The following is an 18,756-nucleotide window of genomic DNA, read 5'->3' on the forward strand; positions in this document are numbered from 1 at the left end:
TAATCCTTTTATTTAGAATAACCGGAAAGTGACAGAAGAGGGATATAGCCGTAGTCACATAGGTTAGGACATTTTAAAAGAGTGAAAGCTAGGAATAGTAATAGTTTTACCTCCTGCCTTCTCCCCTTGGGAGAAGCTAAAAACGATCTGCCTTCTGCCTGCTGCCTCCTGCTATAAGTGTCGTGTTTTACACAAAAAACGATTTTTTGTGTAAAACACGATACTCATTAAAAATCTGGATTAATACATTTAAGATGTTCACAGCCAAAACCTTGAGTCATCATTGCAGATAGCTGGGGAAAAACTTGTTCATCAAAGTTGAGTTCTCGCATGATTTGGTCATGAGCTTGCCCCTGCGCTATCCGCTTTGCCATTTGCTCAAACTCTACCCAAGTTAAATTACTCTCAACAAATGCTTTACTAAGGATAATTACCAGTTCCTCATAATCATTGTCTTCCAATTTTGTCATCATTCGATGTTCAATGTGAAGCGAATCATCGAAACAGTAATACCAGGATTTTGGTTGCTGCCTAAGTACTCTTATGTTACTTTATTAATTAAGTAGTTATTCCCTATCTAGCAGAGGACATATTGTTGAGTTGCCCTGTCAGAAGTGAGAAACCTTTTTAAAGTCAGATGAGTATTCACTCCAAACTAATTTTCCACAACCCATCTAGCGGATTAGACAGTTGGAATTGACTATCATTGCTACCAAGCCAATTATTGTCATACACCAACCCAACACTGAAGATTCTATTTAAAGGATATTGTCCTAGTTTTCCAAAACCTTCAATATTCTTTGAGTCAGCGATCGCTTCCTGGTTCAACTGTATAGTTGTTTGGTTTCCATCCTCAAAGTAAATTGTGGCTCGTTTGTTGTGAAAGCGCACCTGAACTTTGTAGACTCCACCAGTTGCATAGTAATAAGCTCTAGCAGGCAGCTTTTGACCATCAATATTTTGTCCTTTAAGCTCAACTGCCATAGCAGGACTGCATAGTAGCAACAGGACTGGCAGGATTAACCCTATAACTTTCATTGGTAGTAACAAACACTTTCAATCAACTACTTTCTACTTTAAAACATACAGCAGTTTTCTTTTGCATGAAGTACAAAGTTACGGGTTTTGAGGCAGGAGGCAGGAGGTAGAAACTATACTCTTGTAGAGAGACGCGGTATATCGCGTCTCTACCCTTACTGCCTACTCAGGAAATAAATCTAAGTCTGTGACAGCACCAACACTGCTAGAGGAAACTAACTTCGCATATTTTGCTAAGATGCCTGTTGTATAACGGGGTGGACGGGGTTGCCATTTGGCGCGGCGACTAGTTAATTCTGCATCAGAAATGTTGATTTGTAATAAGCGAGAATTAGCATCAATAGTGATGCTATCACCTTCTTTAACCAGAGCGATCGCACCTCCAACGGCAGCTTCGGGAGCAACGTGTCCGACTACCATCCCGTAAGTACCGCCAGAAAAGCGTCCGTCAGTAATTAACCCAACTTTATCACCTAAACCCGCACCAATAATTGCTGAGGTGGGTGCTAGCATTTCCCGCATCCCAGGGCCACCAATCGGGCCTTCGTAGCGGATGATAATTACATCACCGCCTTTAATCTTACCTGCAAGGATGGCATCTAAGCATTCTTCCTCAGAATCAAAAACCCTTGCAGAACCGATAATGCGAGGATTTTTTATCCCAGTAATTTTTGCTACTGCTCCCTCTGTAGCGAGATTCCCTTTCAGGATGGCTAAGTGACCTTGGACATACATCGGGTTATTCCAAGGACGAATCACATCTTGATTGGTAGGTGGTTCATCGGGGACATCTGCTAAAATTTCGGCGATGGTTTTCCCTGTGATGGTGATACAGTCGCCGTAGAGTAATCCATGTATCAATAGCATTTTCATCACTTGGGGAATACCACCAGCTTGATGTAAGTTTGTGGCAACATATCTACCACTGGGTTTTAAATCGCATAAAACAGGCACACGGCTGCGGATAGTTTCAAAATCATCTAGATTAAGTTCTACACCAGCCGCACGAGCGATCGCCAGAAAATGTAACACGGCGTTAGTTGAACCACCCACAGCCATAATTACAGAAATAGCATTTTCTATAGATTTGCGGGTGATAATTTGTCGGGGTAACAATTGATTGCGAATTGCTTCTACTAAAACCTTGGCTGATTCTTCGGTGCTATCGGCTTTTTCATCATCTGACGCTGCCATTGTCGAAGAATAAGCTAAACTCATGCCCATCGCTTCAAAGGCTGAGGACATAGTATTGGCTGTGAACATCCCACCGCAAGAACCAGCACCAGGACAAGCGCGGCGTTCTACTTCCATCAATTCGGTATCGTCAATTTTCCCAGCGCTGTATTCACCCACAGCCTCAAAAGAACTCACAACAGTCAAGTCGCGACCCTCGTAGTGTCCGGGTTTAATTGTCCCACCGTAAACAAAGATAGCCGGGATATTCATCCTTGCGATTGCAATCATTGCCCCTGGCATATTTTTATCACAGCCACCGATGGCAATTACACCATCCATACTTTGACCATTACAAACGGTTTCAATGGAGTCAGCAATCACTTCTCGTGACACTAGGGAATATTTCATCCCCTCAGTTCCCATCGAAATCCCATCACTAATAGTAATTGTGCCGAACATTTGCGGCATTGCCCCGGCTAGTTTAATTCCAGCTTCAGCTCTGAGTGCTAATTGATTAATGCCTATGTTACAGGGAGTGATGGTGCTGTAGGCATTAGCCACACCGACAATTGCTTTCTTAAAGTCTTCATCTTGAAAACCTACTGCACGCAGCATAGCGCGATTTGGCGATCGCTGTACCCCTTGTGTAACAACTTTACTTCTAAAATTATCTGATGTTGTTTTTTCACTCATTGCTTTGGCCTCAATCAAATCTCTGTACGAGTATGATATGTAGCCTTTTTTGAGATGTCCAATATATATTTATTTAAAATTGAGACTTATAAAGTGTCAAAAAAATGTGACTACGACACCTAAGCTACTTTTTTGCTGTAGCCGAGGAATTACATTTGAGCATTTTAAGTCAGTTTTCCCTTAGCTCCACTTTATCCAAAATTAAGACTCGGTTTTCTTTATCCGGCAAAAACTCTAGCTTTTTGGCGAATACTTTTTCCACCTCACAGATTATCGATGAAGTTAAAAAAGTAAAACTAGTGTCCCATAAAGGTTTCAGTTGAAGCGATCGTGCAACGACGGGAGCAGAAGTATCGCGTTGGGAAAAAAATGGAGCAAGTCAAGCTTAGAAAAACTGTAGTCTAATCAATCACTTTTATTTATTGAATTTACAAAAAAATATAATTGCTTGTATGCTTTAAGGTCTTTAAAGTAGAGTAAGCCGGTCAACAATAAGATAATTGTAAAGTTTTTCTTCGCAATAGCTTAGGGAAACGAATTCAAAAACTTTGTATCTTGAAATGTGAGTTTAAAATATTACGCCTGTGGTAATCTCTAATAAATCAGAATACGCACTTTTAGCCCTGTTAGAATTGGCAAGTTGCTACTCTAATGGTGAAGCCCTACAAATTCGAGAGATAGCGGCATTGCAAGACATACCGAACCGCTATTTAGAACAACTCCTAGCAACATTAAGACGTGGAGGTTTAATTAAGAGTATACGTGGAGCCAAAGGTGGCTATGTTTTAGCACGAGATCCCGGAAAGATTACAGTGTTGGATGCTTTTAGCTGCATGGAAGGGTCAGATATTGTTGTCTCTGATTGTGAACCGACTCCCAACACAGTAGAAGGTGAGCTAATTCAGGAAGTTTGGCAGGAAGCACGTCAGGCTGCTAACTCCGTTTTAGAAAAATATACACTCCAAGACCTTTGTGAACGCAGAACAATCCGACAGCAGAAGGAACTCATGTATTACATTTAGGTAAGGGATGAAGTCAGAAAATTTTCATCCTCAGTATGAAAGTAATAACAAGATCGCCTGTGAGGCTGTTATATGCCTGAAGTCAATTCTCATACTCTTGTAGAGAGTTATGCAGCAGGAAAACGGGACTTTAGTAAAGCAGAACTGAGTAATGCTGATTTGCAAGGCATTAACTTAAAAGGATCTGACCTCAGCTATGCTGACTTAAGTGAAGCTAACTTGAGTAGCGCTAATTTGAAGGGAACTGATCTGAGCTTTGCCGATCTTAGTCAAGCTAATCTCAAGGATGCCGATCTTAGGGGAGCATTATTGATTTCAGCAAATCTTTGCCAAGCTAATCTTAAAGGAGCGAATCTGAAAAAAGCAGACTACGATTACCTACGGTAGGCTACGCCAACGCACCACCCATTTTCCCCAAGATTTCGACCCAGTGAAAGCAGGTATGCAGATTAAATTTGTAAATTATTAATTGAAGTTAAACGCTTGTACTTGTCTGAAGATAGAAGATTTTTTTCCCAAAAGATGTTGTAGTTTGGTAAGAAAGCCGATCTATGAGGTTGACAATGGAGGCAAAAAGTGAAACCCCCAACCAACGCGCACCACTAATTACTGCTGGAATTTTTCTTGGTGTGGGTCTTGGAGGATTTCTTGATGGAATTTTGATACATCAGCTCCTCCAGTGGCATCACATGCTCAGTAGCATTCGACCTCTGACAAACATGGCGAATATAGATTTGAACATGGTATGGGATGGGTTATTTCATGCCTTTGATTGGGTATTCACCGTGGCAGGACTTGTGTTGCTATGGCGTGCTGGAGGACGTGATGATGTTCCTTGGTCATCACAGACCTTTATTGGGTCACTAATAATTGGGGCTGGGTTGTTTGACTTCGTTGAAGGTTTAATTGACCACCAAATTCTCGGTATCCATCATGTGAAACCAGGCCCAAATCAGTTAGTTTGGGATCTAGGATTTCTTGCATTCGGTGCGTTACTTATTGTTATCGGCTCGATAGTGATAAAAAAAGAGTCAAGAGTCATTAGTCATTAGTCATTAGTCATTGGGCATGGGGCATGGGGAAGAGGACAAGGGGACTCTTGAGAATTGGAGACAAGGGGAAAAAAAAGACTTGTTGCAAGTTCTAACTTTAGTCAGATTGTCCCCCTGTTTCCCTGTCCCCTTGTCCCCCCTGCTTCCCTCACTTCCCATTCCCCTTCCCCCCTATGCCTACAGATACTTTTGAAAAAACTAGCTGGAGTTGGCAGCTTTCTCAATTCCAACAACAAGCGGGTGAATGGTGGAATACCAGTTTTACCGCTTTGAACACGCTTTACCAGAATTGCCTACTGGATGGTCAATTAACCCCTGGCTAGGTGAATTGCTGAAATTTCTGTTTTGGCTCGTACTGGGATTATTTTTAGCGTGGGTGGGTTGGCGATTATGGCGAGAATTCAATCCCTATATATATTCTTGGCTAAATAGAAGCGGCAATCTCACTGATTTTCGCGTAAAAACTCGCTCCAATGAGTCATCGATTGCTCTTTTGTTGGAGCGATCGCAAGAATTTTACCGTCAAGGTAACTATCGTGAGGCTTGCCGTTGTGTTTATTTAGCAATGTTGCAGCAGTTGCATCAAAACGCGATTGCACCCCACAAACTCAGCCGTACTGATGGAGAATATCTGCAATTGCTGCGATCGTCTGTGACTCCTATACAGCCTTATGAAACTTTAATTACCACACACGAGCAATTATGTTTTGGTAATGCCGAAATTTTGTCAGACAATTATGAGCAGTGCCGGCAAGCTTATCGAGAAATTTCCCCGGAATGAAAAAGAGACGCCGCATCGCAACGTCTCTACACAAAACAAACAATATTCTATTTGGTGAGAATCCCAATCGCCTTGTCCACAGCTTGCAAGGCAGTGTTGACTTCTGCCTCTGTGACAATCAACGGTGGTACAAACCGGATTACTTTTGGTCCAGCTGGTACTAGCAATACGCCCTCTTTGATGGCAGCATTGACAACATCGGCTGCGGTTAGTCCAATGTCGCTTCGCAACTCCAAACCGTTGATTAAACCCCAACCCCGAACTTCGCCAATCTGCTGAGGATATTTCGCTGCGATCGCTTTTAATCCAGATCGCAACTGTTCACCCCGTTCTTCCACATTCTGCAAAATATTTTCCCGTTCCAATGTCTGGCAAACACTGAGTGCCACACCACACACAAAAGGATTTCCGCCAAAGGTGCTGGCGTGTTCTCCTGGTTGAAAAACATCACAGAATTTCTTGCTGATCATTGCGCCAATCGGGATACCGCCACCTAAGCCTTTGGCACTGGTGAAAATATCCGGTTCAACGCCGAGATGTTCGTAAGCCCATAATTTGCCAGTGCGCCCCATACCAACTTGCACTTCATCAAAAATCAATAGAATACCAGTTTCATCGCAAATTTGCCGCAGCTTTTTGAAATAGGCAACATCTCCCGGACGTACACCACCTTCTCCTTGTAATGGCTCGATCAGAATCGCCGCTACCCGATAATCGCCTTCATCCAACTCGCTAATCGCCACTTCTACAGCGTTAATATCGTTGTAATTTACGTAGTGGAATCCAGGAACCAAGGGATCGAAGTACTTTTGATACTTCGGTTGTGCCGTGGCGGTAATCGTCGCCAGAGTTCTTCCGTGGAAACTGGCATTGGCGGTTAAAATAATCGGTTTTTCAATGTCTAGTACTGTGTGGGCATATTTCCGCGCCAGTTTAATTGCAGCTTCGTTAGCTTCAGCTCCAGAGTTGCAGAAAAATACGCGATCGGCACAGGAATGATCGACGATCCATTTTGCCAATTCACCTTGCTCAGGGATGTAATACAAATTAGAGACATGGTGCAGCTTTTGGATTTGGCGTGTCACCGCTTCTACCATCATTGGGTGGGCGTGTCCCAAAGTACAAGTGGCAATTCCCGCTACAAAGTCCAGATATTCTCGTCCTTGTGTATCCCAAACCCAACATCCAGCACCCCGTTCTAGGGCTAAGGGAAACCGGGCGTAGGTAGACATGACAGCTTCATTAAAGCTATCTGTATCAAAGGGACTAGATGCTGACCCTGAATCTGGGGGGATGGTGGCTTGGTCAACGAGAGTTTGTAGGCTCACTACCGCTCCTCCTGAAAGTTTTTCATTATATAGTTATTTACTAGTTTCCTAGAAATCCCTAAAAAATACTTTTTATTTAGCACAACTCGTACTTATTCTTAAACTAACGCTTATATAACCTCAAAGGTATGGCGGTGGTGAAAAAACTTTATACTCAAGACTTGAGCAATTTAAAGCCACAGATCCCCGACTTCTCTAAAAAGTCGGGGATTTTGTTGATTACGATTGACTGAATAGCCCAAGAAGCATTAGATAAGAAAAAAGGTAAATAGTCCTGAGTTATTGGACTATTAGTATAGATAACTTTAAAGTGTAGAAAACTAGAAAAAGTAGGTTAAAAGTACTATTTTTACGTCATTCTCAACACTTGAGCAAAAATATCAACGTATCCAAAAGGAGTTAATGGCTGGGGCGATCGCTCTTGGCGGTGTTTTCTTCATTGGCACTTTGTGGTATTGGCTAGTGGAGGGCTGGTCATGGGAAGATGCAGCTTACATGACAGTGATTACTTTAGCGACTGTAGGATACGGAGAGACGCATCCACTAGGTAGCCGAGGACGACTATTTACAATTGCCCTGATTTTGTTGGGTGTAGTCAATATCGGTTACATTGTCAACAGATTTACAGAAGCGATCATTCAAGGCTATTTTCAAGAAGGAATTCGGCTACAACAACAGAGGCGGTTAATGGAATCTTTATCAGAGCATTACATTATCTGTGGATTTAGTCGGACTGGTCGGCAAATTGCTAAGGAATTTCGGACAGAAGATGTAGCTTTTGTTGTAATTGATTCGGAGACGGAATCAATACAAAGGGCGCAGACTGAAGGTTATACAGCATACCAAGGTGACGCTACATTAGATGACACACTCCTAAAAGTTGGTATTGAACGGGCGATGTGTATCGTTGCAGCTCTTCCTTCAGATGCTGAAAATTTATATATTGTTTTATCAGCAAAAACACTGAATTCAGGAATTAGGGTGATTGCACGGGCAAGTACAGAAGAAGCTTTACAGAAGTTACGACGCGGTGGTGCAGATGAAGTGATATCTCCCTATATTACTGGGGGAAAGCGGATGGCTGCTGCGGCACTCAGACCACAGGTGTTGGATTTTGTAGACGGGATTTTAACTGGTGCAGACCGACAGTTGTATATGGAAGAATTTTTACTCGACCCAGCTTTCTGTCCTGTTGTGGGTCAAAGTTTGCAAAAGGCAAGATTGCGATCGCAATCTGGGGCATTGGTTCTGGCAATTCACCGTGTTGATGGGACTTTAATCGGTGGCCCCACTGGCGATACGATTTTAATGCCGGGAGATCGGCTAATTGGTATGGGTACAGCAGAGCAGTTACGTAGCCTGAATCAAATTCTCGGCCCAATGAATTCTATGAAACTGCGACAACCGAAAAATAACTGATTTTATTTAATTACTTTTTATACTAATTAGTATTGTTTATATAGTTTAATTGCGTAAACAGATTTAGACTTTCCCAAATCGCCGCTCCCGTTGCTGATAAGCACACAAAGCGCGATGAAACTCAGCCCGGTCAAAATCGGGCCAGAGAGTATCGCTAATATAAATTTCTCCATAAGCCATTTGCCAGAGAAGAAAATTAGAAAGACGCATTTCTCCGCTTGTGCGAATTAACAAATCTGGGTCAGTAATTCCGGCTGTATATAAGTGGCTTTCAAAGACGTGCTCATTAATTTCATTGGGTTGTAGCATACCTTGCTGGACAAGTTTGGCGATCGCTTGACAAGCTTGTAAAATTTCCTGCCGTCCGCCATAATTAGTTGCTACCGAGAACCGGATACCGCGATTATCCTTAGTTTCTTCCATTGAACGGAAAATTTCTTGTTGGAGCGATCGCGGTAAGTCTTGCAAATTCCCTACAAACTTAATTTGAACATTCTCTTCGACCATTTCCCGCAGTTCTTGGCGCAAAACTCTTTGAAATAGAGTCATCAAAAAATCTACTTCTTCCTGCGGTCTTTTCCAATTCTCCGTTGAAAAAGCATAAGCTGTCAGTGCCTGAATTCCCCAATCCTGACAACAGCGAAGTAAATCCTTGAGAGCATCGACTCCTCGCTTATGACCCATAATTCGAGGTAGACCCTGACGTTTAGCCCATCGACCATTACCATCCATAATCACCGCAACGTGCTGCGGCAATAGTTCTCGTTTTAAATCAGTAGGTAAATCTTGCAGTTTAGTTTGTTGTGCTGTCATTTTTTATCTCGAGAAGCGGTCGATGGTAATCTGAGTAAACGTGAAACTAGTGCTAGTGTCTTCCCACCTACCCGACGAACAAAACTCAACAGACCAGGAGCAACTGCTTCCCTATCTACAGATGGAGACAAAACAGCCTCTAATGACTCTTTGAGTTTTCTATTCGTCAGTGGTCTATTTAGGGTTCCGCGTTCCGCTAAGGAAATAGAACCCGTTTCTTCAGATACAACGACACAAATGCAATTTTCGACCCGCTCAGTAATTCCCATTGCTGCCCGGTGGCGTGTTCCCAACTGGCGCGAGGCTGTGCGTCCCGAAAGTGGTAAAATTATACCTGATGACACGATCCGTGAGCCACGAATCAATGTCGCTCCATCGTGTAACAAAGTTTTTGGCTGAAAAATTGTCTGGATTAATTCTTTAGAAACTTCCGCATTTAGCTTTACCCCTGGCACAGAAAAATCTCGCTCATCAATTGGTCCTGTGGTTTCCACAATTAGTAAAGCTCCAATGCGGTTTTTTGACAATTCTTTAACAGCCTCAACAATTTCATCAATTACACTATCAGATTTGGGGATTGCCAGACGGTCGGGTTGAAACAGCTGGCGAAATTCGCCACGCCCCAATTGCTCCAGAAACCGCCGAAACTCAGACTGTAAAGCAACTGCCATCGCCACAGCACAACCAATCACCAACTTTTCTAGTACAAAACTTAGCAGAGGTAGTCCGAATCTGCCACTTAGTGCTGAGGCTAGCATTAAGATAATGAACCCCCGCACCATCCATAGTGTCCGGCGCTCACTAATAATAACTAGTATCATGTACGTCAGCGCTAGCACTAAGACAATATCCAGAGTCCCAAGTAGCAAGGACTGTGACCACCCCAGGTTTATCAGCCATTGCTTCCACCAATCTCTCATGACATCTGGATTATATTTTTGCCTCTAATTTACAGTTGGTCATTAGTCATTGATCATTAGTCATTTGCAAATGACTAATGACCAAAGACAAATGACTAAGTTTTTAGTCTTTCTGGTAGGCGATCTTGTCGAATTAAATCTTCATAAGTTTCACGTTGCAAAATTAAATTTGCTTCGCCATTCGCCACTACGACTGCTGCTGGTCGGGGCAAGCGGTTGTAGTTAGATGCCATACTGTAATTGTACGCACCAGTTCCCATAACTACGAGAATATCCCCTGGTTCAGTCTTTGGAAGTAAAGCATTTTTAATCAGAATATCTCCTGATTCACAATGTTTACCGGCAATTGTGACTGTTTGGCTTAGAGGAAAAGACATTTTATTGGCAATGACTGCCCGATAAACTGATTGGTAAGTAATCGGGCGGGGATTGTCAGACATTCCTCCATCAATTGCCACGTAGGTACGAATTTTTGGGATGACCTTGGATGAACCAACAGTATAAGCAGTAACGCAAGCTGTGGCAATCAGCGATCGCCCCGGTTCGCTAAGTAATTTCGGCAAAGGCAGATTTTCGGCTGCACAAGCTGCTTGAATTACTTCGCAAATCGCCTTCACCCACTCTTCAATGCTAGGGGGGTCGTCTGATTCTACATACTTAATCCCTAAACCGCCACCAACATTTAATTCTGTAATCTTTAAATCATACTTTGTAGCATCCCGCAGCCACTGCACCATGACAGCAGCCAAATCTTGATGCGGTTGGCGCTCAAAAATTTGGGAACCAATATGAGCGTGTACTCCTACGCAATTCAGGGTAGATTGTTGACTGACAAAGGCAAAGACTTCATCTAAATTGTTAGGATCAAAGCCAAATTTACTATCTAAGTGTCCCGTGCGAATATATTCGTGGGTATGACACTCTATACCGGGAGTTAGCCGTAGCATGATGCGAATTGGAAGAGAGGGTTGGGCGATTTCGACAAGAGTATGTAATTCATACCAGTTATCCGCCACAATGGTGACACCAGACTTGATCGCTAAAATTAATTCTTCACGAGATTTATTATTTCCGTGGAGGTAAATTTTCTCAGGACTAACACCCGCTTGCAAGGCGGTGTAAAGCTCGCCTCCAGAAACTACATCGATTCCCAGACCCTCAGAGGCGGCGATCGCACAAACTGCTAAACAATTCCAAGCTTTTGAGGCGTACAATACTTGAGATTCACCTTTGTAGTATTGCTTGAAAGCATCTCGGTATTGCTGACAAGCCGAACGTAAAGTTTCTTCATCTAAAATATATAAAGGTGAACCAAATTGCTCAACTAAAGTCGTGACATCACACCCACCAATTTCCAAGAGGTCATGATTGTGAACTCTGGCAGTCAAGGGTAAAAGTTCTTGATTAGGCGATGGGTTGGCGCTGGTGTCATGCCTTTGAGGTAAATATTGACTTCCAGAATGTTGAACCCCAGTGGGGTGAGTCGATACCATAACTGTAAAAGTTTTCCTTGTTCAAATTACGGGCTTTGAGTTCGTCTCCCGATTCCCAGTTTACAAAGGGTTTGTAACGTTATTCAATAAATGTAAATGTGATTTCATTAGACTTAGAAATTAAAGTACTCACCCCAGAACATCTGAGTGCATTATTGGAACTGGATCGAGCCTGTTTTGGTGGTTTATGGACAATGGAGGGCTACCAACGAGAGTTGGACAGTCCCAACAGTGATTTACTGGGTTTATTTTCCCCTGTCTCTAATTCGAGACTACTGGGAATGGGTTGCTTTTGGTCAATTTTAGAGGAAGCCCACATTACAATTTTGGCGGTTCATCCCGAATATCAGCGTCAAGGAATGGGTGCGGCTTTATTATATTCACTCATTAAGACAGCTTGCGATCGCAAAATGGAGCGAGCTACCCTCGAAGTGCGAGCTTCCAACTTAGGAGCTATATCTTTATATCAAAAATTTGGCTTCAAAACAGCAGGGCGGCGGCGGCGTTACTACCAAGATAACGATGAGGACGCTTTAATCCTTTGGCTACCAGATTTACAACACCCCAAATTTCAAGCAACTTTAGACCAATGGTATTCCATTGTCAGCGATCGCCTAGACAAATCCTCTTGGCACTTGCTTTTTAAGTAGTTAGGTATTATTAATTTTCAATTAGGAACTTCCAACAAATAAATTATCTAATCTTGTATGGGTATTTTTTTATTTGTCACTCCCTTATTTATTTGGGCTAGCGATCGCCCTCAGCAAAAAAATGCAACTTTGCTACGCCAATTCCTATTTAAATATTCTATATAAAAGCTTTATTATATAAGTAAACTATATAACAATTATTTTTGCTTGATATTACTAAATATATATGTTAGATATAGATGTTTGGGATTAAGTCAAAAACCCCATAATCTAAACAGTCAGCTATTTATAATAAATCCCAAAAACGCTGGTGAACTAAAGCTCCTCAGTACACTAGCCAGATAAGAGTAGTCAATAGTTAACAATTAGTCTATCAACCCAAGTCATAGGTTCAGGATGTCTATAATCTGTTATACAGGCATCCAAAAGCTTTGCCTGTGCTAAAATCAGCATACCGGCACGACCGCAGATGATGGGATAAAGCCATGTTTGAGCGCTTCACAGAAAAAGCCATTAAGGTAATCATGCTGGCCCAAGAAGAGGCCCGCCGTTTAGGTCACAACTTTGTCGGAACCGAGCAGATCCTCCTGGGTCTGATTGGCGAAGGCACTGGAGTGGCTGCCAAGGTGCTGAAATCAATGGGCGTCAATCTCAAAGATGCCCGAATTGAAGTTGAAAAAATTATAGGACGGGGATCGGGCTTTGTTGCCGTGGAAATTCCGTTTACGCCACGGGCAAAGCGAGTTTTAGAACTCTCTTTGGAAGAAGCACGCCAACTGGGGCATAACTACATTGGCACCGAGCATCTGCTGTTGGGCCTAATCCGCGAAGGGGAAGGCGTCGCAGCCAGAGTGCTAGAAAACCTCGGTGTGGATCTATCTAAGGTAAGAACCCAAGTCATCCGCATGTTGGGAGAAACTGCCGAAGTTTCACCAGGCGGTTCATCCGGGCGCACAAAAACCCCGACTCTGGATGAATTTGGTTCAAACCTGACCCAGATGGCGATTGACAATAAGCTCGATCCAGTGGTGGGACGCGCCAAGGAAATTGAGCGAGTGATTCAGATATTGGGTCGCCGAACCAAAAATAACCCAGTGCTGATTGGGGAACCAGGGGTTGGTAAAACAGCGATCGCTGAAGGTTTAGCTTCACGCATTGCCACTAAAGATATCCCTGACATCCTAGAAGATAAACGCGTCGTCACACTAGATATTGGTTTGCTCGTAGCAGGAACCAAGTATCGGGGTGAATTTGAAGAACGCTTGAAAAAAATCATGGATGAAATCCGCTCTGCGGGTAATGTCATTCTGGTGATTGATGAGGTACACACCTTAATTGGTGCAGGTGCAGCAGAAGGTGCGATTGACGCAGCTAATATTCTCAAGCCAGCTTTGGCAAGAGGTGAGTTGCAGTGCATCGGCGCTACAACCCTAGATGAATACCGCAAGCACATCGAGCGAGATGCAGCACTAGAGCGACGTTTCCAACCAGTGATGGTTGGCGAACCTACAGTTGATGAAACAATTGAAATTTTATATGGTTTGCGCGAACGCTACGAGCAACACCACAAACTGAAAATCTCCGACGAAGCATTAGTGGCGGCGGCGAAGCTATCAGATCGTTACATTAGCGATCGCTTCCTCCCAGACAAAGCCATCGACTTGGTTGATGAAGCTGGTTCTAGGGTGCGCTTGATTAACTCCCAGCTGCCACCAGCAGCCAAAGAGTTAGACAAAGAACTGCGTCAGATATTAAAAGAAAAAGATGACGCGGTGCGCTCTCAAGACTTTGACAAAGCTGGAGAATTGCGCGATCGCGAAATGGAAATCAAAGCCGAAATCCGGGCGATCGCTCAAAGCAAGACCAATGCAACTGGCACTGAACATGAAGAACCTGTAGTTACAGAAGAAGACATTGCTCACATTGTCGCTTCTTGGACTGGGGTACCGGTGAACAAACTCACCGAATCTGAATCTGAAAAGCTGCTGCACATGGAAGACACCTTGCATCAGCGTTTAATTGGTCAGGATGAAGCTGTAAAAGCAGTTTCACGGGCAATTCGTCGCGCTCGTGTCGGTTTGAAGAATCCTAACCGACCCATAGCTAGCTTTGTCTTCTCTGGGCCTACTGGTGTAGGTAAAACCGAGTTGGCGAAGTCTTTGGCTGCTTACTTCTTCGGTTCCGAAGAAGCGATGATCCGCTTGGATATGTCCGAATACATGGAGCGTCACACCGTCAGCAAGCTGATTGGTTCGCCTCCAGGTTATGTTGGTTATAACGAAGGTGGTCAGCTGACCGAAGCCGTGCGGCGGCGTCCTTACACCGTAGTGTTGTTCGACGAAATCGAAAAAGCACACCCCGATGTATTCAATATGCTGCTGCAAATTTTGGAAGACGGTCGATTAACCGATGCCAAAGGTCGCACGGTGGACTTTAAGAACACCTTGCTGATTTTAACTTCCAATATTGGTTCTAAGGTAATTGAAAAAGGCGGTAGCGGTATCGGCTTTGAATTCTCCGAAGATGCCAGTGAGTCAACTTACAACCGGATTCGCTCTTTGGTGAACGAAGAACTCAAGCAGTACTTCCGTCCAGAGTTCCTCAACCGACTCGATGAAATTATCGTCTTCCGTCAGTTGAACAAGCCTGAAGTCACCCAAATCGCCGAAATTATGCTCAAGGAAGTATTTGGTCGTCTAACTGAAAAGGGTATCACCTTAGAAGTCAGCGATCGCTTCAAGGATCGTTTGATTCAAGAAGGTTACAGTCCCAGCTACGGCGCGAGGCCATTACGTCGGGCAATTATGCGCCTGTTAGAAGATAGCCTAGCAGAAGAAATTCTGTCTGGTCGTATCAAAGATGGCGATACAGCCCTTGTTGATGTAGATGAAAATGGCGTTGTGCAAGTTAGTTCTCAACAGCGTCGTGAATTATTACCCCAGGGTGTTGAGTAAGATTTAGAGTTTGGGATTTAAATCTCAAATAAAAAATTAGAAAACGGTAGAGTATTTATTGCTCTACCGTTTTTTTATTGTCAAATAGCAATCATCTTAAGTAAGCACAGAAAGTTTTCATGTTATTATTACTTGCTTTATATAGCTGTAGTCATACAGGTTAGGACATAAGGATGGGGTGAAAGAAGAGAGTTAGCAATAGTTTTACCTTCTGCCTTCTGCCTTCTGCCCCCTGCCTCCTGCTATAAATGAAAGATAAAAAAGCTATTTAATAACTAATATAGTGTTTCCGAGTCTCAAATCTATATGCAGAAAGACTTTGACATCGTTTTGCTTAGTGTATTGATATATCTGGGCTTAAGTTATTTTTGAGCATTTGGTGTCTTTCCTTTACCGTGCATGAGTTTGAGGCTTGTTTATCGCTCAAAAATGTTTAAGTGCCAGTATTAACACTTAAAAAAATCAATTCAAAACAATATAAATTAAGTGTTTTGCCCAAGGTTTTTTGTAAAAAAAAACACGCATAATAATTGAAGTGAATAGTGTCTTAAGGCTGTAGGTTCGGGTTATCAAGGCGGCTTACAAGCACTTCTCGAATGCTACAAATAAGCAATTATTTATTGCAGAGGCATAACTGATACTAGTAAAAAATTTAAGGAGTTTACCAAATCATGGCAGTTACACTTACAAAAGGACAACGTGTATCACTCGACAAAGTTGCACCAGGACTAACTGAGGTATTTATTGGTCTTGGATGGGATGTCAAAGTAATGGACACTGGCTTCGCCTTTGACTTAGATGCATCAGCTTTCCTGGTGGGGAGTAACGAAAAACTAATTTCAGATAACCATTTCATTTTCTACAACAATCTTGCCAGCCCAGACCCAAATAAGTCAGTTCAACACACAGGAGATAATCTGACAGGCGCAGGCGATGGCGATGATGAAGTCATCAAAATTAATCTGCAAAAGGTTCCTGCTGATGTTCATCAAATTTTTATTACTGTAACTATTCATGAAGCCGCAGAACGGAAGCAAAATTTTGGTCAAGTTCAAAATGCTTTTGTGCGCGTCGTTAATGCTCAGAGCAATCAAGAAGTAGTCCGGTATGACTTAGTAGAGGATTACTCAATCGAAACTGCATTAATTATGGCTGAACTCTATCGTAAAGACGGAGAGTGGCGTTTAAATGCTGTTGGTTCAGGCTATCAAGGTGGATTAAAAGCTTTACTAGACCGTTTTAGCTAGGAGATTGAGTATGGCAATTAGTTTACAGAAAGGACAACGGATTTCACTTTCTAAAGAAGCTCCTGGTCTAAGCAAAATGATGTGTGGACTGGGCTGGGATGTTGCTAAACGCTCAGGCGGTGGATTTTTTAGTAATTTTGGTGGCGGTGGTCAAAACTATGACCTAGATGCATCTGTAATCTGTCTAGATGCAAATGGCAAGTTAACGGCTAAAGAGAATATTATCTACTTCGGTAATCTTCAGCATTTGTCTGGAGCCATAACTCACACAGGTGACAATTTAACTGGTGCAGGTGATGGCGATGATGAAGTGATTATAGTTGATTTGCCGCGCATACCTGCCCAGATTGTCAAGTTAGTCTTCGTAGTTAATATTTACGATTGCATTACCCGTAAGCAAGACTTCAGTCAAATTGATAATGCTTTTGTGCGCCTAGTTAATGTAGCTAATAACAAAGAACTAGCTCGGTTTAATCTCTCTGGTAAAGAGTATGTCGGCATGACTGGGATGGTATTAGCTGAAGTGTATCGACACAATGATGAGTGGAAAATGGCTGCTGTTGGCAATGGTGTTAATGTCAATGGTTTAGGTGAACTTGCTAATTCTTACTTGTAAATACTGGGCAAACTTGTAGTTATGGCTATTACACTTCAAAAGAGTGGCGATTCCCATAGAATAGACCTGAGTAAAGCAGGTAAGTCTAAGCCACTAACGGTTCATATCAACCTGAATTGGAATCAACAGTCCAATCAAAACGCTGGCTTCTTTTCCAAGCTGCTTGGAGGTAACAATGCTCCTGACCTTGACTTAGGCTGTATGTATGAAACTGTTGATGGTGTAAAAGGGGTCATCCAGCCTCTAGGAGGAAATTTTGGAGCAAAAAATTCTTCTCCTTACATCTTTCTTGATAAAGATGACCGTACTGGGTCGAATGGCACTAAGAAAAGCTGAAATACTTGCCTGGTAACGGGTTTAGAAAACTAGTAGTTTCAAGGGCGGGAATCAGAATAATCTGCAACTCTCAGTTTGCGATCGCTGCTTCATTAGCCTACACTTTTCCAAAATGATGAAACCCTTGTAAATAATACATTTGCGCTTTTCTTAGTGCCATTCCGTACTGGGTCAGCTTCAGACGGCGAAAATATGTTCATTTACAGACCAGATACTATTAGACGAGTGATGTTTTTTGCTCTCATCTATCAGGGAGCAGCTGATTTTAGGTCTGTCGGTGGTCGAATGTTTTTCAAGATTAGTAATGGGGAAGAAATTTATTTGGAACTGAATAACCCAGATACAAATCGACCTTTGTGTGCAGCAGCTATGGTAAGTAACATTGGCTCTGAAGTTACGATTTTAAAGGAAGAGAAATACTTTAGCGGGCATAAAGAGGCAGACGATTACTATCGTTTTGGCTTTAGCTGGGTTGCTGGCTCCAAATAAAATGTCGCTTTACGATCGCCTGAATCTAACTAAAACTAGTCGTAAGCTTCAAGTTCCGATTTGGGAACGCATTAACCTTGATAGACCTTCAAAACCTCGCTGTCAAGGTTGCCGTTCCCGTATCCAAACTAATTGGCGAGTGTGTTCATATTGTGGATGGTTGATTGTTGGAAAAAACAGCGAAATTCGCCATTGTGTTTGGGTCAATATTTCAGGCATGATTATCGACACTGAAGATAATAGCACCATGCTAGAAGTTATGGCAGATGGGCTTGCTAAAGTCTTCAGTGCTTTTAGGAGTGTCAATGTATTTTTGACGTCAGACCCACCCGATGAAAAAGAGTGGAACCAAAACTTTACCCATGTCTATGTATTTGTTGATCAACAACCAGTTGACTATCTAGGAATTGCCAGTTTCCGTCATGGTAAAGTTACAGACTGTGCTGCTGTTCGCATAGACCAAGTACTTAGTGCTTCTTACCGAGCGAGTTTGAATCTGAGCCAATTATCTAACTTGATCGCTAATACTATCACCCACGAAATCGGTCACACTTTGGGATTAGACCACTCCCAACTACCAACAGATGTGATGCACGATGGACTCGATCATGGAATTCACAGTTTGATACCTCCCTCATTTCATGCTGAACAAATGATCTTGATGAATAATGCTATTCGTAAACATAAATCTTCATCAAGATGAATTTGTATTGAACTTCTGAACTTTTA

At 42.6% G+C, this 18,756-nt stretch carries 17 protein-coding genes and 2 pseudogenes; 12 read left to right on the plus strand and 7 right to left on the minus strand.

Annotated features, from left to right (window positions below; genetic code table 11):
• Nucleotides 1-227: 227 nt before the first annotated feature.
• The 3 genes from V7K79_RS02495 to ilvD all read right to left on the minus strand — a co-directional run bounded on the left by V7K79_RS02495 (nucleotide 228) and on the right by ilvD (nucleotide 2,907).
• Nucleotides 228-473, minus strand: a complete 246-nt coding sequence (locus V7K79_RS02495) for a hypothetical protein (RefSeq protein WP_335044395.1) — start codon at nucleotides 471-473, stop codon at nucleotides 228-230.
• A gap of 172 nt (nucleotides 474-645) precedes the next feature.
• Complete coding sequence (locus V7K79_RS02500; RefSeq protein WP_335044398.1) at nucleotides 646-984, minus strand: hypothetical protein; 339 nt, start codon at nucleotides 982-984, stop codon at nucleotides 646-648.
• Between the two features lie 216 nt (nucleotides 985-1,200).
• A complete protein-coding gene (ilvD, locus tag V7K79_RS02505) occupies nucleotides 1,201-2,907 on the minus strand; it encodes a dihydroxy-acid dehydratase (protein ID WP_335044400.1) in 1,707 nt (568 codons plus the stop codon).
• 584 nt (nucleotides 2,908-3,491) lie between these two features.
• Here ilvD and V7K79_RS02510 point away from each other — a divergent pair.
• From V7K79_RS02510 to V7K79_RS02525, 4 genes and pseudogenes are all read left to right on the plus strand, one after another.
• Nucleotides 3,492-3,929, plus strand: coding sequence for an RrF2 family transcriptional regulator (locus V7K79_RS02510; protein WP_335044401.1), 438 nt, complete (start codon nucleotides 3,492-3,494; stop codon nucleotides 3,927-3,929).
• Nucleotides 3,930-4,001: 72 nt separating this feature from the next.
• Nucleotides 4,002-4,398 (plus strand): annotated as a pseudogene (locus V7K79_RS02515) (pentapeptide repeat-containing protein).
• 94 nt (nucleotides 4,399-4,492) lie between these two features.
• Complete coding sequence (locus tag V7K79_RS02520) at nucleotides 4,493-4,981, plus strand: DUF2243 domain-containing protein (RefSeq protein ID WP_335044403.1); 489 nt, start codon at nucleotides 4,493-4,495, stop codon at nucleotides 4,979-4,981.
• Nucleotides 4,982-5,154: 173 nt separating this feature from the next.
• Nucleotides 5,155-5,762: pseudogene (locus V7K79_RS02525) on the plus strand (DUF4129 domain-containing protein).
• Between the two features lie 47 nt (nucleotides 5,763-5,809).
• Here V7K79_RS02525 and V7K79_RS02530 read toward each other — a convergent pair.
• Nucleotides 5,810-7,090 carry an aspartate aminotransferase family protein gene (locus tag V7K79_RS02530; RefSeq protein ID WP_335044406.1) on the minus strand — a complete coding sequence of 427 codons (1,281 nt, stop codon included), beginning with the start codon at nucleotides 7,088-7,090 and terminating at the stop codon, nucleotides 5,810-5,812.
• 402 nt (nucleotides 7,091-7,492) lie between these two features.
• Between V7K79_RS02530 and V7K79_RS02535 the strand changes: the two genes are divergently transcribed.
• Nucleotides 7,493-8,509: a potassium channel family protein gene (locus tag V7K79_RS02535; protein WP_335044408.1), complete on the plus strand. Its 1,017-nt coding sequence runs from the start codon at nucleotides 7,493-7,495 to the stop codon at nucleotides 8,507-8,509.
• A gap of 63 nt (nucleotides 8,510-8,572) precedes the next feature.
• Here the strand turns inward: V7K79_RS02535 and V7K79_RS02540 are convergent, their stop codons facing one another.
• The 3 genes from V7K79_RS02540 to lysA form a co-directional block, all read right to left on the minus strand.
• Nucleotides 8,573-9,322 (minus strand): isoprenyl transferase, encoded by a 750-nt coding sequence (locus tag V7K79_RS02540; RefSeq protein ID WP_335044410.1) that lies wholly within the window; start codon nucleotides 9,320-9,322, stop codon nucleotides 8,573-8,575.
• Nucleotides 9,319-10,242 carry a diadenylate cyclase CdaA gene (gene cdaA, locus V7K79_RS02545; protein WP_335044411.1) on the minus strand — a complete coding sequence of 308 codons (924 nt, stop codon included), beginning with the start codon at nucleotides 10,240-10,242 and terminating at the stop codon, nucleotides 9,319-9,321. The genes V7K79_RS02540 and cdaA overlap by 4 nt, the downstream gene beginning before the upstream one ends.
• Nucleotides 10,243-10,337: 95 nt before the next feature.
• Nucleotides 10,338-11,735 (minus strand): diaminopimelate decarboxylase, encoded by a 1,398-nt coding sequence (gene lysA / locus V7K79_RS02550; protein ID WP_335044413.1) that lies wholly within the window; start codon nucleotides 11,733-11,735, stop codon nucleotides 10,338-10,340.
• Between the two features lie 98 nt (nucleotides 11,736-11,833).
• On the opposite strand from lysA, the gene rimI reads away from it, so the two are divergent.
• The 7 genes from rimI (at nucleotide 11,834) to V7K79_RS02585 (ending at nucleotide 18,730) form a co-directional block, all read left to right on the plus strand.
• On the plus strand, nucleotides 11,834-12,385 hold the full coding sequence (gene rimI, locus V7K79_RS02555) for a ribosomal protein S18-alanine N-acetyltransferase (RefSeq protein WP_335044414.1): 552 nt from the start codon (nucleotides 11,834-11,836) through the stop codon (nucleotides 12,383-12,385).
• Nucleotides 12,386-12,870: 485 nt separating this feature from the next.
• On the plus strand, nucleotides 12,871-15,339 hold the full coding sequence (locus V7K79_RS02560; protein WP_335044416.1) for an ATP-dependent Clp protease ATP-binding subunit: 2,469 nt from the start codon (nucleotides 12,871-12,873) through the stop codon (nucleotides 15,337-15,339).
• A gap of 671 nt (nucleotides 15,340-16,010) precedes the next feature.
• On the plus strand, nucleotides 16,011-16,586 hold the full coding sequence (locus V7K79_RS02565) for a TerD family protein (protein WP_335044418.1): 576 nt from the start codon (nucleotides 16,011-16,013) through the stop codon (nucleotides 16,584-16,586).
• A gap of 10 nt (nucleotides 16,587-16,596) precedes the next feature.
• Nucleotides 16,597-17,202, plus strand: a complete 606-nt coding sequence (locus V7K79_RS02570) for a TerD family protein (RefSeq protein ID WP_335044419.1) — start codon at nucleotides 16,597-16,599, stop codon at nucleotides 17,200-17,202.
• Nucleotides 17,203-17,223: 21 nt separating this feature from the next.
• Complete coding sequence (locus V7K79_RS02575; protein WP_335044422.1) at nucleotides 17,224-17,538, plus strand: hypothetical protein; 315 nt, start codon at nucleotides 17,224-17,226, stop codon at nucleotides 17,536-17,538.
• 192 nt (nucleotides 17,539-17,730) lie between these two features.
• Entirely contained in the window at nucleotides 17,731-18,027 is a 297-nt protein-coding gene (locus V7K79_RS02580) for a hypothetical protein (RefSeq protein WP_335044424.1), read from the plus strand.
• Nucleotides 17,996-18,730, plus strand: a complete 735-nt coding sequence (locus V7K79_RS02585) for a zinc-dependent metalloprotease family protein (RefSeq protein ID WP_335044426.1) — start codon at nucleotides 17,996-17,998, stop codon at nucleotides 18,728-18,730. Before V7K79_RS02580 ends, V7K79_RS02585 begins: the two co-directional genes overlap by 32 nt.
• Nucleotides 18,731-18,756 lie beyond the last annotated feature (26 nt).

The organism is Nostoc sp., from assembly GCF_036917575.1.
GTDB lineage: Bacteria > Cyanobacteriota > Cyanobacteriia > Cyanobacteriales > Nostocaceae > Nostoc.

What these genes read in the sequence shown, in the direction of transcription:
- V7K79_RS02520 (WP_335044403.1), top strand. Translation starts at nt 4,493, where the DNA reads ATGGAGGCAAAAAGTGAAACCCCCAACCAACGCGCACCACTAATTACT.
- V7K79_RS02580 (WP_335044424.1), top strand. Translation starts at nt 17,731, where the DNA reads ATGTTCATTTACAGACCAGATACTATTAGACGAGTGATGTTTTTTGCT.
- V7K79_RS02565 (WP_335044418.1), top strand. Translation starts at nt 16,011, where the DNA reads ATGGCAGTTACACTTACAAAAGGACAACGTGTATCACTCGACAAAGTT.
- V7K79_RS02495 (WP_335044395.1), bottom strand. Translation starts at nt 473, where the DNA reads ATGATGACAAAATTGGAAGACAATGATTATGAGGAACTGGTAATTATC.
- ilvD (WP_335044400.1), bottom strand. Translation starts at nt 2,907, where the DNA reads ATGAGTGAAAAAACAACATCAGATAATTTTAGAAGTAAAGTTGTTACA.
- V7K79_RS02570 (WP_335044419.1), top strand. Translation starts at nt 16,597, where the DNA reads ATGGCAATTAGTTTACAGAAAGGACAACGGATTTCACTTTCTAAAGAA.
- V7K79_RS02535 (WP_335044408.1), top strand. Translation starts at nt 7,493, where the DNA reads ATGGCTGGGGCGATCGCTCTTGGCGGTGTTTTCTTCATTGGCACTTTG.
- lysA (WP_335044413.1), bottom strand. Translation starts at nt 11,735, where the DNA reads ATGGTATCGACTCACCCCACTGGGGTTCAACATTCTGGAAGTCAATAT.
- V7K79_RS02560 (WP_335044416.1), top strand. Translation starts at nt 12,871, where the DNA reads ATGTTTGAGCGCTTCACAGAAAAAGCCATTAAGGTAATCATGCTGGCC.
- V7K79_RS02500 (WP_335044398.1), bottom strand. Translation starts at nt 984, where the DNA reads ATGGCAGTTGAGCTTAAAGGACAAAATATTGATGGTCAAAAGCTGCCT.
- V7K79_RS02575 (WP_335044422.1), top strand. Translation starts at nt 17,224, where the DNA reads ATGGCTATTACACTTCAAAAGAGTGGCGATTCCCATAGAATAGACCTG.
- cdaA (WP_335044411.1), bottom strand. Translation starts at nt 10,242, where the DNA reads ATGAGAGATTGGTGGAAGCAATGGCTGATAAACCTGGGGTGGTCACAG.
- V7K79_RS02540 (WP_335044410.1), bottom strand. Translation starts at nt 9,322, where the DNA reads ATGACAGCACAACAAACTAAACTGCAAGATTTACCTACTGATTTAAAA.